The 13,695-nt window shown below is 43.1% G+C and carries 11 protein-coding genes; 6 read left to right on the forward strand and 5 right to left on the reverse strand.

Annotation, left to right across the window (positions count from 1 at the left end):
* Position 1: 1 nt before the first annotated feature.
* From BLR84_RS19705 to BLR84_RS19730, 6 genes are all read left to right on the forward strand, one after another.
* Positions 2–1,123 carry a glycosyltransferase gene (locus BLR84_RS19705; protein ID WP_090471531.1) on the forward strand — a complete coding sequence of 374 codons (1,122 nt, stop codon included), beginning with the start codon at positions 2–4 and terminating at the stop codon, positions 1,121–1,123.
* Positions 1,124–1,134: 11 nt separating this feature from the next.
* A complete protein-coding gene (locus BLR84_RS19710; protein WP_090471533.1) occupies positions 1,135–2,613 on the forward strand; it encodes a lipopolysaccharide biosynthesis protein in 1,479 nt (492 codons plus the stop codon).
* A 146-nt stretch (positions 2,614–2,759) separates the two neighbouring features.
* Entirely contained in the window at positions 2,760–3,533 is a 774-nt protein-coding gene (locus BLR84_RS19715; RefSeq protein WP_090471535.1) for a class I SAM-dependent methyltransferase, read from the forward strand.
* Between the two features lie 125 nt (positions 3,534–3,658).
* Positions 3,659–4,570, forward strand: coding sequence for a glycosyltransferase family protein (locus BLR84_RS19720; protein WP_090471537.1), 912 nt, complete (start codon positions 3,659–3,661; stop codon positions 4,568–4,570).
* A gap of 575 nt (positions 4,571–5,145) precedes the next feature.
* The gene (locus BLR84_RS19725; protein ID WP_176852110.1) at positions 5,146–6,429 is read left to right on the forward strand and encodes a glycosyltransferase family 4 protein; all 1,284 of its coding nucleotides are present in this window, start codon (positions 5,146–5,148) and stop codon (positions 6,427–6,429) included.
* Positions 6,422–7,174: a glycosyltransferase family 2 protein gene (locus BLR84_RS19730; RefSeq protein ID WP_090471540.1), complete on the forward strand. Its 753-nt coding sequence runs from the start codon at positions 6,422–6,424 to the stop codon at positions 7,172–7,174. Before BLR84_RS19725 ends, BLR84_RS19730 begins: the two co-directional genes overlap by 8 nt.
* A 68-nt stretch (positions 7,175–7,242) precedes the next feature.
* On the opposite strand, the gene BLR84_RS19735 is transcribed toward BLR84_RS19730, so the two are convergent.
* The 5 genes from BLR84_RS19735 to BLR84_RS19760 all read right to left on the reverse strand — a co-directional run bounded on the left by BLR84_RS19735 (position 7,243) and on the right by BLR84_RS19760 (position 13,686).
* Positions 7,243–9,720 carry a glycosyltransferase family protein gene (locus tag BLR84_RS19735; RefSeq protein ID WP_090471543.1) on the reverse strand — a complete coding sequence of 826 codons (2,478 nt, stop codon included), beginning with the start codon at positions 9,718–9,720 and terminating at the stop codon, positions 7,243–7,245.
* A 187-nt stretch (positions 9,721–9,907) separates the two neighbouring features.
* A complete protein-coding gene (locus BLR84_RS19740) occupies positions 9,908–10,204 on the reverse strand; it encodes a hypothetical protein (RefSeq protein WP_090471545.1) in 297 nt (98 codons plus the stop codon).
* Positions 10,205–10,209: 5 nt separating this feature from the next.
* On the reverse strand, positions 10,210–10,458 hold the full coding sequence (locus BLR84_RS19745) for a DUF4834 family protein (protein ID WP_090471547.1): 249 nt from the start codon (positions 10,456–10,458) through the stop codon (positions 10,210–10,212).
* Positions 10,459–10,619: 161 nt separating this feature from the next.
* Positions 10,620–12,644, reverse strand: a complete 2,025-nt coding sequence (gene uvrB / locus BLR84_RS19750; RefSeq protein ID WP_090471549.1) for an excinuclease ABC subunit UvrB — start codon at positions 12,642–12,644, stop codon at positions 10,620–10,622.
* Between the two features lie 535 nt (positions 12,645–13,179).
* Positions 13,180–13,686, reverse strand: coding sequence for a MarR family winged helix-turn-helix transcriptional regulator (locus tag BLR84_RS19760; RefSeq protein ID WP_090471553.1), 507 nt, complete (start codon positions 13,684–13,686; stop codon positions 13,180–13,182).
* Positions 13,687–13,695 lie beyond the last annotated feature (9 nt).

Genomic DNA, 13,695 nt, shown 5'->3' on the forward strand with positions numbered 1-13,695 from the left:
CATGGGCGGAGCTTATAACTTATGTATCATTAAACCTAATAAATCCGCTTTTTCAGAAACCTTTGTACAGGCACATATTGACGGACTGGCGGGTAATAAAAAGGTTTTATATGGTGGAGCGTTCCCTGTATACGATCATCAGGATAAACCCCTCATCCGGTCTAAGTTTGGGTTGCTAAACTACCTGATCCAGAAACGTTTATTTAAACGCAAAAACATCAGTGTAAGGACCAGGGCCTTAAAAAACTACCTTATTGATCAGCATATAGATGCCGTGTTTGCCGAATATGGCATGGTAGGCGCATCAGTAACCGAGGCTTGTAAACTGGCCGGAGTACCTCTGGTAATACATTTTCATGGTGCCGATGTTTTTCATCGGAAAACAGTAGCCGAATATCACGATCTGTATCAAAAAGCCTTTGCCTATGCCAGCGCTTTTATCGCGGTATCTGCCGAAATGGCCGATACGCTGAAACAAATGGGCGCGCCTGCCGCTAAGGTGATCAATGCCTCCTGCGGTGTAGAAACCAAAGATTTTCCTTTGCTTGATATTTCCGGTTCGCAGAAAGACTTTCTGTTTGTAGGTCGTTTTGTCGAGAAGAAATCTCCGGGATCATTGGTTAAGGCATTTAAAATTGTTACCGAAACATACCCAGACGCCCGGTTATGGATGGTGGGTGCCGGACCTTTGTTTGACGAAACCAGGAAACTAATAAATCAACTTGGTCTCGATAACAACATCACCTTAACCGGAGTTTTAAAACCAGCCCTGATCAGGGAACTGATGAAAAGGATGCGGGCCTTTGTACAACATTCTGTAACCGCGGCCGATGGCGATAAAGAGGGAACACCGGTTACAGTATTAGAGGCTTCTTCATCGGGCCTGCCTGTGGTATCAACACGTCATTCGGGTATTAAAGAGGCCGTGATTGATGGTGTTACCGGATTTTTGGTTGATGAACATGATATAGCAGGCATGGCCGCAAAAATGATCGAATTAGCCGCATCGCCAGAATTGGCTGTAAAGCTTGGGAAAGCAGGTCACGAGCACATGGTAAATAATTATGATATGAAATTGAGGATCACTTTACTCAATAATGTAATTCAAAAAAGTATAGTTTAATTACCAGGTAAATGAACCTATTACAAAAGCAGGGATTTCTGAATAGCTTGATACTGTATGCAGGTACCGCTTTAGGTTTTTTTAACCTCGTTATCCTGTTTCAGCGGTTTTTAACGCTGGAGCAGATCGGCTTTTTTTCGTTGCTGATAGCCGTTTCCTTGCTTTACGCGCAGGTTGCATCAGTTGGTATCAGCAATGTTATTTTAAAATACTTTCCTTATTACCGTACCAACGATAAAAAGCATGGTGGTTTTGCCACTTTTGTAACCTTATGGACACTGTTGGGCTTTGTAGTATTCACCTTACTGTTTTGCTTATTCAAGGACTACATCGTTAGCTATTACAGTCAAAAAAAAGGCGGATCGCTACTGGTAAAATACTTTTACTACCTCATTCCTTTAGCCTTTTTAACCACGGTTTTTGCTGTATTGGAAAGTATGGCGCTTACCGTTTTTAAAAATGTATTATCCTCATTTTTGCGCGAGGTGGGGCTGCGTTTATTTACACTGGCCAGTGTGTTGCTCATTGCAGCAGCCGTAATCAATTATCATGATTTTTTATGGATATATATTGGTGCCAACGTACTCATGGTACTTATTTTATTGGTTTACGTATCTAAAGGCAAACATTTTAAACTGGCGCCTATATCTGCCCGGCTACTGAAAGAAAAGGGCAAATTTTTAAACTACGGGGTTTATACCGTTTTAAGCGGTACCTCATACGTGCTGATCCAAAATCTGGATATTATTTTGCTAAGCGCCTTAACCAACGATAAACTGGTAGGTATTTATACCACCTTTTTCAGCATAGCCATTGTGATTAGTTTGCCGGCCAAGGCTTTAAGCCGCACTTCGTTACAGATAGTATCACAGGCATGGGCAACTAACGATCTGGCCAAGATCGGTAAGATCTATTATAAAACCTCCGTGGTGCAAATGCTTATTGGTTGTTTACTGTTCATTGGTTTGGTGGCAAACCAGCAATTTGTTATTGTACTGTTGCATAAGCCTGAGTATGCGGGTTACTTTGATGTTTTTGTGGTAGTTGGTTTAGCTTTCCTGGTTGATATGACAGGCGGACTGAACAATTACATCATGAATATTTCTAAATATTATCGCCTTACCACCCTGTTTATTGTATTAGGGGTTATTTTTTGTGCAGGACTCAATTGGTTGCTCATACCCCGTATTGGCATGATGGGAGCAGGGATATCTTATTTGTTTACCATGTTCGCGCTTAACCTGGCTTACACCTTGTTTGTAAAAATAAAATTTGGCCTGCAACCTTTCGGTAAAGCGCATATATGGATACTGCTCACCGGTGTAACCTGCCTGTTGATTGGGCTGTACCTGCCGGTATTAAAGAATGTTTATGTTGATATGGTATATCGCAGCATTATTATAGGTATAGTATATACCGCTCTGGCTTACTTTTTAAAGATATCTGAGGATATTAACAGCGTATTCGACCGGCTTTTGAAGAGGAAGTAGCCCGGTACAATGGTTTTAAATGTGCAGATTTCAGATGTGCGGATGTGCAAATAATTTAATCACATTATTTTTTTTATCTGAACATCTGATTTTTTTTATTTATTTGAAACAGAAACATTGAAGGTATAGTTTTACTTTCGTAACTCATGCAGGAATCAATTATTGGCGGAAACTACAAAACCGCGTACGATCAGTTTTATCAAAAGCACGACGAGGCCTGGCGTATGCTCAGCGCCAAATACAAGGCGCAGCATATCATAGAGGTTTGCCGTGGATTAACTTTTACCAAAGTGCTGGAAGTGGGTGCGGGTGATGGCAGTATCCTCAAAATACTGTCAGATAGTAACTTCGCCTCCGAGTACCACGCTGTTGAAATATCGGGCAGTGGGGTGGAGTATATACAGTCGCGTGGTATTAAGAACCTGCGGTCGGCACAGGTATTTGATGGCTATAAACTGCCTTTTGATGACGACAGCTTTGATCTGGTGATCCTGTCGCACGTGCTGGAACATGTAGAGCATGAACGCCTGCTGTTGCGCGAATTACGGCGGGTGGGCAAACAATGTGTTATTGAAGTGCCCCGCGATTATAGAACCGGGGTTGATACCCGTATCAAACATTTTTTGGCTTACGGCCATATCAATGTATATACGCCAACATCGCTTCGTTACCTGCTGCGTACCGAAGGTTTTGAGATCGAGAACGACCTCACATCGATGATTGAGCCCGAGGTGACCCGCTTTAATACTTACGTAAACCAAAAGAAAACGAAAAGTTTTGTAAAAGATCTGAAGATAGCGGCAGAGTTTACCGTTAAGCAAAGTCTGGGAAAAATTTTCGGAAAAAAAGTAACTGAACAATTTGCCAACGCTTATACCGTTTTGTGTAAGAAAGCCACTAACCAACCCGAACTATTTTGATAAATAGTATCAAGTAGTTAGTATCAGGTATCAAGACTTTTTAAAACTATTTATATTAGCCTCGTTTGATGAGACTGTCTTAATACTTGATACCCAACACTTGGATACTCCATACTAAAATAACTATGCAGCAACTTGCTCCGATAGCCTTATTTGTTTATAACAGGCCTGGTCATACGCGCCGTACATTGATCCATTTGCAAAAAAACGTATTGGCAGATGAGTCAAGATTATATATTTTTTGTGATGCCGCCAAAACCGATGCCGACCGCGATAAGGTAGAGCAGGTAAGGCAGATAGCCCGCGAAACTACCGGTTTTAAATCGGTAAGGGTTATTGAGCGCGACCATAACCTGGGGCTCGCCGAATCTATCATTAGTGGAGTAACCCAACTGGTGTATGAGTATGGCAAAGTGATTGTTTTTGAAGATGATCTGCTGTCGTCGCCCTATACGCTCGAATATTTTAACGAGGCATTAACCCATTATGCCCGCCAGGAAAAGGTGATGCATATAGGCGCCTACATGTATAACCTGAAAGATAAGGACCTACCCGAGTCGTTTTTTTACCGGGCAGCCAGTAGTTGGGGCTGGGCAACATGGGGCCGCGCCTGGAACCATTTTGAACCCGATATTGACAAGCTGATAGCCCAGTTTGATACGCTGAGCATCATCCGTTTTTCGATAGAAGGCAAGATGAATTTCTGGCGGCAGGTGCAGGAGTTTAAAGCTGGCAAAAACAATTCCTGGGCCATACGCTGGTACGCTTCTATCTTTTTACGAGGCGGACTTACGCTTAATCCTTCACGCTCGCTTATCAGCAACATCGGGCACGATGGTACCGGCGTACACTCCAACCGCGAAAATATGTATGATGTGCACATCTCGCAGCAACCCGTCAAAGAGTTCCCCGATGTAATTGAAGAAAACGAGAAGGCTTACCAGGCCATCAAACATTTCCTGGCCCACCGCAAAGGCAACCTGTTTAAGCGCATGGTGAGGTTTGTGAGACAAAGGGTGAGCCCCCCGGCCCCCTGAAGGGGGAGTGTGCGATTCTGTTAATAGCAAATCAGGTCATGCCGAATTTATTTCGGCATCCCACATGCAAGATGTACAACGCAGGAGGTAACTTGTCCTGTGGGATCCTGAAACAAGTTCAGGATGACAAATAGGATACCACCCAGAGGCTTTTATCCCATCAAAAAAATCAGTATATTTGTATATACCACAGCCTGGTTATCCGATAAAAAAGGATAACCGGGCTGTTTTGTTAAAGGAAAAAAGAGAACAAAAACCAACCGATCTGCATGTAGTTATTTGACAATCAATAAATTAATACTTTTTAAAGTTTTTAAAACACGTTAAAACCGTGTTAAAATTTGTTAAAAAGTGTTAAAATCGATGGTTTTGAGTGAATTTTCGGCTGTTTTTACCCCGTTTTTGAGCAGAAAAGTGTTAAAATTTAAGGTTTAAAAAGTTTTGGCGAAGGTGGTTCGGACGGAATTGTTAAAAAGCCCACCACCCGACATCGACCAGAAAATTCCACCAAAAACAAAACGAGTTTTAGGACGGCCAGGTATTTGGGTTCGGCCGAATAAATGTATTTTTGGAACATGTTAAAAGTAGTGCATCTGAATACCTATGATGGCAATGGTGGCGCGGGCCGGGCCTGTATGCGGCTAAACCGGGCACTGCTCAGCCAAAATGTCGATTCAAAGGTCATTGTTCACTATAAGTTCGGGAAAAATCCACTGGTAGGTACTTTTAACAGCAATCCGGTGCAAAAAGCCTATACCGCTGCTACCATTATCCTGGAGCGGATATTGGCCAAAAGGTATCTAAAACCCTTATCGCGTACGCCTTTTTCATTTACCTGGTTCGGGCGATCGGTTATCCGCCACCCCGAAGTTAAAAATGCCGATATTATACACCTGCACTGGATAAATCATGGTTTCCTGGATCCGAAACATATAGCCGAAATAGCCAAACTAAACAAACCTGTGGTATGGACCTTTCATGATAGTAATGCCTTTACCGGAGGCTGTCATGTGCGCTATACCTGCGATCATTATATGAGGGAATGCGGCAATTGCCCCTTACTGATTAATGCCAGGGATAACGATATTTCGCATAAAATATGGCAGCAAAAGCGCAAGGCTTATGATGTGCTGAATTTTACTGTAGCGGCGCCAAGTACCTGGATGCAGGCATCGGTACAAAAAAGTAGTTTGATGGAGGGGAAAGTGGTAAGTCATATCCCCAACACCCTGGAAACCGATATCTTTAGGCCTGTAGGTAAAAAACTGGCCAAACAGAAAGCCGGACTGTCTACAGATAAATTTATCTTCTTGAGTGGTTTTATGCCCTCGCGGAAAGATCTGCATAAGGGTACCCAATACCTACTGGATAGCCTGGAACTGCTGAAACAGCGTTTAGGCGCCGACGCGGACAAGGTAGAACTGGTGATATTTGGCAACCGCGGAACAGATGGCGTACCCGATTTTCCGTTCAAAACCAGCTTTTTAGGCACTATCAGTAATGATGAACAACTGGCACAATACTATGCCGCCGCTGATGCTTTCCTGATACCATCGCTGGAGGATAACTTGCCTTATACCGTAATGGAAAGCCTGGCATGCGGAACGCCCGTAATAGCCTTTACAACCGGCGGGATACCCGATATGGTACAGCATAAATACAATGGCTACCTGGCTACTTATAAATCGGCAGAGAGCTTTACAGATGGTATGGAGTGGATCATCAAACACCCTGATCAGGAACTGATACAACAACAGGCCCGGCAAACGATCATGGATACGTTCTCTGAAGAAGTTATCGCCCAAAAGCATATCAGCCTCTATAAAAGTCTGTTGCAAAAGGAGGGTGTCGATGTTTGAGCCAAAACTAAGCGTGATCACCATCGTGTATAATAATGTACGTGATATTGAGCGTACGATGCTTTCGGTTTTGGGGCAAACCTATACGAATATCGAGTATATTATTGTGGATGGTTTATCAAATGATGGTACGCTGAAGGTAATTAATAAATACCAAGACCGGATCAGTAAACTCATCAGCGAAAAGGATAAGGGTATCTATGACGCCATGAACAAAGGTCTGGCTATAGCTACCGGCGATTACGTGATCTTCATGAACTCAGGCGATGAATTTTGCGCCCCGGGTACTGTGGCGGCTGTCTTCGCCTCGGCTGATGATGCCGATATTTATTATGGCGAAACCGAAATGATAGACGATTGTGGGGAAAGCCTTGGTCAACGCAGACACCAGGCACCCGCAGCATTTACCTGGCGTAGCTTTAAATATGGTATGAGCATTAGTCACCAGGCTATCTATATCAGGCGTAGTTTAACAGAGTTTTATGATAACCGGTATCAGCTCAGTGCCGATATCGACTGGGTCATCCGCGCCGCTAAAAAAGCTAAAAAAATAGTGAACGTGAATAGGTATGTGGCCAAATACCTGGTAGGGGGGATGTCGAAAAAGAAACATCGTCAGAGTTTACAGGAGCGGTTTGATATTATGAAACGATACTACGGATTGATCCCGACTGTTTTCAATCATTTCGTAATAGCCTTTAACCTGGGCTGGTATTGGCTCAAAAACAAGCGTACGAACGACTAACCACTTTTTGATCCATAAAAAAAGCGATGGATCTTACACCCATCGCTTTTCATTAATATAGTTAAGCCTTATGCTTTTTTAGCGGCTGGCTTAACTGCAGGTTTCTTTTTGGTTTCGGTATAAATAGCACCACCAAGGGCCAGCACTAACAGGATTGATCCTGCCAGAGAAATATTTTCACCGGCATAGTAGGAGGTTGGGTGGAATATGAATTCGATCTTGTGGTTACCAACCGGTATCTGTGCGGCACGTAAAAGGTAATTAGCGCGGAAATATGGCTTTTCAACCCCGTCGATCAACATCTTCCATCCTTTATTATAATACACCTCAGAGAACACCGCTATTTGTGAGGCGGTAGAGCCACTTTGGTATATCATATGATCTGGATTGTAACTTACCAGGTCAATTTTGCCGGCAGGATCGTTCCCTAATGTTTTTTCGTCGATATCACTTTTATATTGCTTATCAACGATAGCTTCATTTTTAGGATCAAAGCTGCTGATAGCCTGCATTTCCTGATCTGCATTATCTGCATATTTGATGCTTTTTATAAACCAGGCATGTCCGCATGCGGTTTGGTTAGCCTGCATAGCCAGGTTTTGGCTTTTGGGGTCCTGCGAAATAATATACTTGGTGTTCAGCATATCTAACACTTCGTGATTGATGCTTTTGGTTAGCTGCTCATCAACAACTTCTTCAAAACGTTTTAATCTTGCAGCTGAGTATCCGCCTATCGATTTGTAGAAAAATGGAGTAACACCATCACCCTTGATAGATTGGGTAAGGTCAATCACCCTGAAATCAGGGTCTTTGTCTTTCAAAATAAATTGGTCAACCTCACGTGGTTGAGGCGCGTTATTATCTTGTTTAGCGGCAAAGTTATCGTTATTTAAATAGCGTTTATCCACCGTCCACAGATCTACCAGTATCAGGGCCAGAAAACTTACAGATAACACTGTGACATTGATTTTCTTTTTAATAAAGGCCCAGGTAATAGCAAATGTTAAGGCCACAAAAATAAGCGAGCGCAAAGCATCGGCTTGTGCAACAGAAGCTCTGTCTTCAACCAGTGCCTGAGCTAATGAGCTCGCCGTGGCGTTATCAATTTTCAGCATTTGCGAAAGCTGATCAATGTAAGCAAGTTGATTGCTGGGTTTAAATGATAAAAACAGGCTTGGTAGTACAGCAATAATTAGGGTAATACCGCCAGTTATATAAAATGTGATCTTCAGTTTTTTAAACAGATCGGCCTTATTGTCATTTACAATAGCCTCGTTCACGGCCAGTAATGCCAGTATTGGGAAGCATAGGCCTGCCACAGCCAAAATAGACTCAACTGCTCTGAATTTATTATAAAGTGGGAAGTAATTAAAGAACAGATCAGACACATATGGCCAATTTTTACCGAACGAGAGCAGCATGGTGAAAACAACTGCGCCCAATAACCACCATTTGATGCGGTTTTTGACAATAAATAAACCCCATACAAACAAAAAGCAAATAACGGCGCCAAAGTAAAAAGGACCTTCGGTAAATGGTTTTTCGCCCCAGTAAAGCGGCATCGCGTTTTGTGCTATATAAACTGCCTGATCGGCTGGTGCACCTTTGTCAACCAATGCTTTGACTACATGAGAGTCTGCGTCCGAAGGTCCCCTGCCACCACCGCCATATGCATTAGGTATCAGGAAAGTAATACACTCACCCACACCCTGACTCCACTGATACGCATAGTCTTTAGGTAAACCATTGCTGGGCTCTGTAGTATGTTGTGTTAAGTTTGATTTACCGCGGATGGTATCTTTACCATACTCGTAAGTGCTCCATAGCATAGATGCGTTTACCGCTATAGCCAATACAACAGCAGCGCCTACATAAGCTAATGACTTCAAAAAAGTAGCTGTTGTTTTATTTTTGATGGCATGATATAGCTCAATAAACACCAGAATAAGCAACACCAGTAAAAGATAATAGGTCATTTGAACGTGGTTAGCCCTGATCTCCAAAGCCAGTGCCAGTGCGGTTATAGCAGCACCAATAAAATGCTTCCCTCTTATAATAAGCAGAATACCCGCTAAAATAGGAGCAAAAAAGGCTATCGCGAAAGCCTGGTTAGCATGCCCCGCCACGAGTAATATGATATTATAGGATGAAAACGTAAAAGCAATGGCCCCCGCTGCTGCCAGCCATGGGTTGAGCTTCAATACAGAAAAAAGGAGGTATGCGCCTAACAGGAAAACCAATATGGTGCCAACCGGACTGGGTAGAGAATAGTTGATAGCATTTATCACCCACGAAGTTAAATTGGCTTTATAAGGCGCCCATATTTGAAAGGCTGGCATACCGCCGTATATCTGGTTGGTCCATAATATGGTGGTGTCTTTTGCCTTGTAATCATTGATCTCTTTTTGGGTTGATTGTGCTCTTGTAACATCATTTTGCCCGAGGGTTTTTCCCTGAAATGCAGGAGTAAAATAGATAAAGCAGATCACGAGGAAAATAGCAGCTATAATAAAGTGGATGCTATTACGCTTAAACCAGTTGTTCATTTAAGTTTTTTGAAATGGATAATATATATTCCTCAAAAATAGAAATTTGAATGACAATTACGTGAAGAGAATCAAGATATCAGAATCAAGAGTCAAGAATCAAAGTTTTATATAAAATCACGGCGGTATAAGAAGAAATCAGGGCTGTATTTTCTTATATCTTGATTCTAACTTCTTGACTCCTGTGTTAGCAGGTAAGCTCGCGGCTGCGAAGCAGGATAAACAGCAATATCATACCGGCAAGGCTCACAGCATAGGCTATTACCTGGGGTTTGCCATAATCTTCGCGGTTTTTGCGTATGCTGAAAAAATTATAGAGGGCAAGAGTGCCTAAAACCACCCAGAAAAATGTGCCGATCTTGGCGCAGGCGGCAAACAGTTGCAGGGCAACCGTAAACACGATGTAATTGGCCACAATGAGTATAACAGACTCGGAGGTGTTGTTATGATTCGGGCGTCTTTTGTATACTTCTTCTGGCAGCATATTGATTATTTCACTTCTTCGTAATCAATAAACTCGCCTTCAGAATCGGGCACGGTACTTCTTTTTCCCTGTGGAATATAATCAACTTTGATAGTGCCATCAGGTCTTTTTGACGACTGGCGTTGTTGCTGTTGGGCTTGTTGCTGGGCCTTATTGACCACGCTTTCAAAAAGCACAGGGAGCAGGTATCGTACTAAACTGCGTATGATATATAGTATACAAATTGATATGAGTAGAAAACGAATTAAAAGCATCACATTAATTTTTAGCTTACAAATATAAGTTATATAACGTAAAAATTGTTTTAATATGATTGAAGATAGATGTGCAGATGTGCAGATTACAGATGTGCAGATGAAAAATCTACTTTCTGATGATACTCATTTGCATATCTGCACATCTGTAATTCGCACATCTAAAACTTCTCTTCCATCATTTTTTCTAAGGCAAACATTTCATCGCGCAGTTTGGCGGCTTGCAAAAAGTCCATATCCTTGGCTGCGGTGAGCATGTCTTTTTTGGTATTGTCGATTGATTTTTTCAGATCGGCCTTGGTCATATACTGTACAATCGGATCGGCGGCCAGTGATACGGAATCAGCTTCCACATAGGCTTTTTGTACGCCGCCTTGAAAGTCGACTACTGAGGTTTGCTCCATGATCTCCTCGCGCGATTTGCCAACTGTTGTTGGTGTTATGCCGTGTTTTGTATTGTAGGCTATCTGTATATCCCTGCGGCGATTGGTCTCATCCATGGTGATCTGCATAGAATCAGTGATCTTATCGGCATACATGATCACCCGGCCGCGATCATTACGGGCCGCACGACCAATAGTTTGTATCAATGAGCGTTCGGAACGGAGGAAACCCTCCTTATCCGCATCCAGAATCGCTACCAGGGATACTTCCGGGAGATCGAGCCCTTCACGTAAGAGGTTGATACCGATCAATACATCAAATTCGCCCAGGCGCAAACCTCTTAATATCTCTACCCTTTGCAGGGTTTTTACTTCGGAGTGAATGTAGCGGCATTTGATGCCCAGGCGGTCCATATATTTGGCCAGTTCTTCGGCCATGCGCTTGGTGAGCGTAGTTACCAGCACACGGTCGCCCATTTTTACGGTTTTATCCACTTCGTCCAGCAGGTCGTCAACCTGGTTGATCACCGGGCGAACGTCAATAACCGGGTCAAGCAGACCTGTAGGGCGTATTACTTGCTGCACTACCACGCCCTCAGATTTCTCCAGCTCAAAATCGCCGGGAGTAGCGCTCACATAAATGGTTTGGGGAGCTAGTTTCTCAAACTCCTGGAAGTTGAGCGGGCGGTTATCCAAAGCTGCCGGCAGACGGAAGCCATAGTCGACCAATGATAATTTACGTGACCGGTCACCACCATACATAGCCCTGATCTGCGGTACAGTTACGTGGCTTTCATCAATCACCATCAGGTAATCATCCGGGAAATAATCCAGCAGGCAGAAGGGGCGTGCGCCGGGCTGCCGCCCATCAAAGAAGCGTGAATAGTTTTCGATGCCCGAGCAATAGCCCAGCTCACGTATCATTTCCAGGTCGTAGTTGACTCTTTCTTCCAGGCGTTTAGCTTCCAGGAAACGGCCATCGTCAATAAATTGCTTTTTGCGGGTCTCCAGCTCTTCCTGTATAGCCCAGATAGATTGGGTAAAACGCTCGCGAGGAGCGACGTACAGGTTAGCCGGGTACACGACCATGTGCGTCATTTTTTCGACGGTTTTGCCGGTAGTTACATCAAAAGTGCTGAGTTCTTCAATGTCATCGCCAAAAAAGGAGATGCGGTAAGCATAATCCAGATAAGCAGGAAAAATATCAACCGTATCACCTTTTACCCGGAAAGTACCGCGCTTAAAGTCGGCTGTAGTGCGGGCATAAAGGATCTCGACCAGGCGGTGCAAAAAGGCGTTACGACTAATGCGCGTACCTACCGCGAACTTAAAAACAGAGTCGGCAAAGTCATCGGGGTTACCCATACCATAGATGCAGGATATAGACGATACCACGATAACATCCCTGCGACCCGACATGAGGGCCGAGGTGGTGCGCAATCGTAGTTTCTCTATCTCTTCGTTTATCTGGAGGTCTTTTTCAATATAAGTATTGGTGGTGGGTATAAACGCTTCGGGCTGATAATAGTCGTAATACGACACAAAGTAGTTCACCGCATTTTCCGGGAAAAACTGCTTAAACTCGCCGTAAAGCTGTGCTGCCAGTGTTTTATTATGGCTCAGGATCAGCGTGGGCTTTTGTGTTTGCTGTATTACGTTAGCAATAGAAAATGTTTTACCAGATCCGGTAACACCCAGCAGGGTTTGAAAAGGATCGCCATTATTTACACCTTCAACCAGTTGCCTGATAGCTTCGGGCTGATCGCCGGTGGGGAAGTATTGTGAGGTTAAATTAAAATCCATGTTGTTATGTAAAAATACAAATATTCCTGCAATAGGTTTTGCAATTCAAAATAAGTACAGGATAATGACAACCGTATGTCAGCAGGATTTTTGGGGATCAAAAATCTCCGCGCCGATAAGGGTCAATTTTTCGTTCCCTTTTTTTACCGATAACAACGAAACTTATAAAATTCAAACAGACCATCTTCTGAAAAGACTTTTTAAACCCCTTATTTTAACACTTTTCTGGTCGAAAACGATGTAAAAACGCATGATTATTACCCTGTTTAACAAAGTTTTAACGCCATTTTAACACTTTTTAACAAATTTTTGATGGGTTTTGAAAAGTTTAAAAAGTATTAAATTATTGATTGTCAAATAACTAAATGAAAATCTGTCGATTTTTGGCTTGTTTTGTCCCTTTCATCAAACAGCCCTGCTTACAATTTTCAAAGTAAGCAGGGCTGGCCTGTGGTGTATTTAAAGATACAAAAAATATGGGGGATTTGCAACCCCCTCTAAATCTCCCCCAAAGGGGAGACTTCAAAAAAAAGTTTTAAAGCCCTCTCCTTTGGAGAGGGTTGGGTGAGGTCAACCCAATCCGCTTAGCCCGCTCAAACATACTCAGGCGTTTCATTTGTTCTTCCACCTCGCTTATGGCCAGTAACAGGTTATTTTGGGTGGTGGTGAGCTCTGTTAGGGCTGCTATCATCAGTTCCCAAACGGGTTTCATTTGCTCAATCAGTTCCTGACCCTTTGGCGTGAGCTGGATCAGACGTTTTCTTTCATCGGTCTTATCCTTTTTAGAGCGGATCAGCTTTACTTTTTCCAGCTCCTTCAACAAGCTAATGGTAGAAGGGTGGGTGTAACCAATTTCGTTCGCAATTTCCACCACGCTCAAAACCGATCGCAGGTGCAGGGTATAGATCACCGGGAACCATTTGGGTTCAAAATCAATACTGTTGGCCTTATATATCAGCACGCCATCCTTGCGCAATAGGTCGCTAAGGCGTTGCAATCTGGTTGCAATGGCTAAAATGCCCGATTCATCTATCACATTCATATATAAACC

Origin of the sequence: Mucilaginibacter sp. OK268 (assembly GCF_900103125.1) — a bacterium.
Classification (GTDB): Bacteria; Bacteroidota; Bacteroidia; order Sphingobacteriales; family Sphingobacteriaceae; genus Mucilaginibacter.

What these genes read in the sequence shown, in the direction of transcription:
- BLR84_RS19705 (WP_090471531.1), top strand. Translation starts at nt 2, where the DNA reads ATGGGCGGAGCTTATAACTTATGTATCATTAAACCTAATAAATCCGCT.
- BLR84_RS19710 (WP_090471533.1), top strand. Translation starts at nt 1,135, where the DNA reads ATGAACCTATTACAAAAGCAGGGATTTCTGAATAGCTTGATACTGTAT.
- BLR84_RS19715 (WP_090471535.1), top strand. Translation starts at nt 2,760, where the DNA reads ATGCAGGAATCAATTATTGGCGGAAACTACAAAACCGCGTACGATCAG.
- BLR84_RS19720 (WP_090471537.1), top strand. Translation starts at nt 3,659, where the DNA reads ATGCAGCAACTTGCTCCGATAGCCTTATTTGTTTATAACAGGCCTGGT.
- BLR84_RS19725 (WP_176852110.1), top strand. Translation starts at nt 5,146, where the DNA reads ATGTTAAAAGTAGTGCATCTGAATACCTATGATGGCAATGGTGGCGCG.
- BLR84_RS19730 (WP_090471540.1), top strand. Translation starts at nt 6,422, where the DNA reads ATGTTTGAGCCAAAACTAAGCGTGATCACCATCGTGTATAATAATGTA.
- BLR84_RS19735 (WP_090471543.1), bottom strand. Translation starts at nt 9,720, where the DNA reads ATGAACAACTGGTTTAAGCGTAATAGCATCCACTTTATTATAGCTGCT.
- BLR84_RS19740 (WP_090471545.1), bottom strand. Translation starts at nt 10,204, where the DNA reads ATGCTGCCAGAAGAAGTATACAAAAGACGCCCGAATCATAACAACACC.
- BLR84_RS19745 (WP_090471547.1), bottom strand. Translation starts at nt 10,458, where the DNA reads ATGCTTTTAATTCGTTTTCTACTCATATCAATTTGTATACTATATATC.
- uvrB (WP_090471549.1), bottom strand. Translation starts at nt 12,644, where the DNA reads ATGGATTTTAATTTAACCTCACAATACTTCCCCACCGGCGATCAGCCC.
- BLR84_RS19760 (WP_090471553.1), bottom strand. Translation starts at nt 13,686, where the DNA reads ATGAATGTGATAGATGAATCGGGCATTTTAGCCATTGCAACCAGATTG.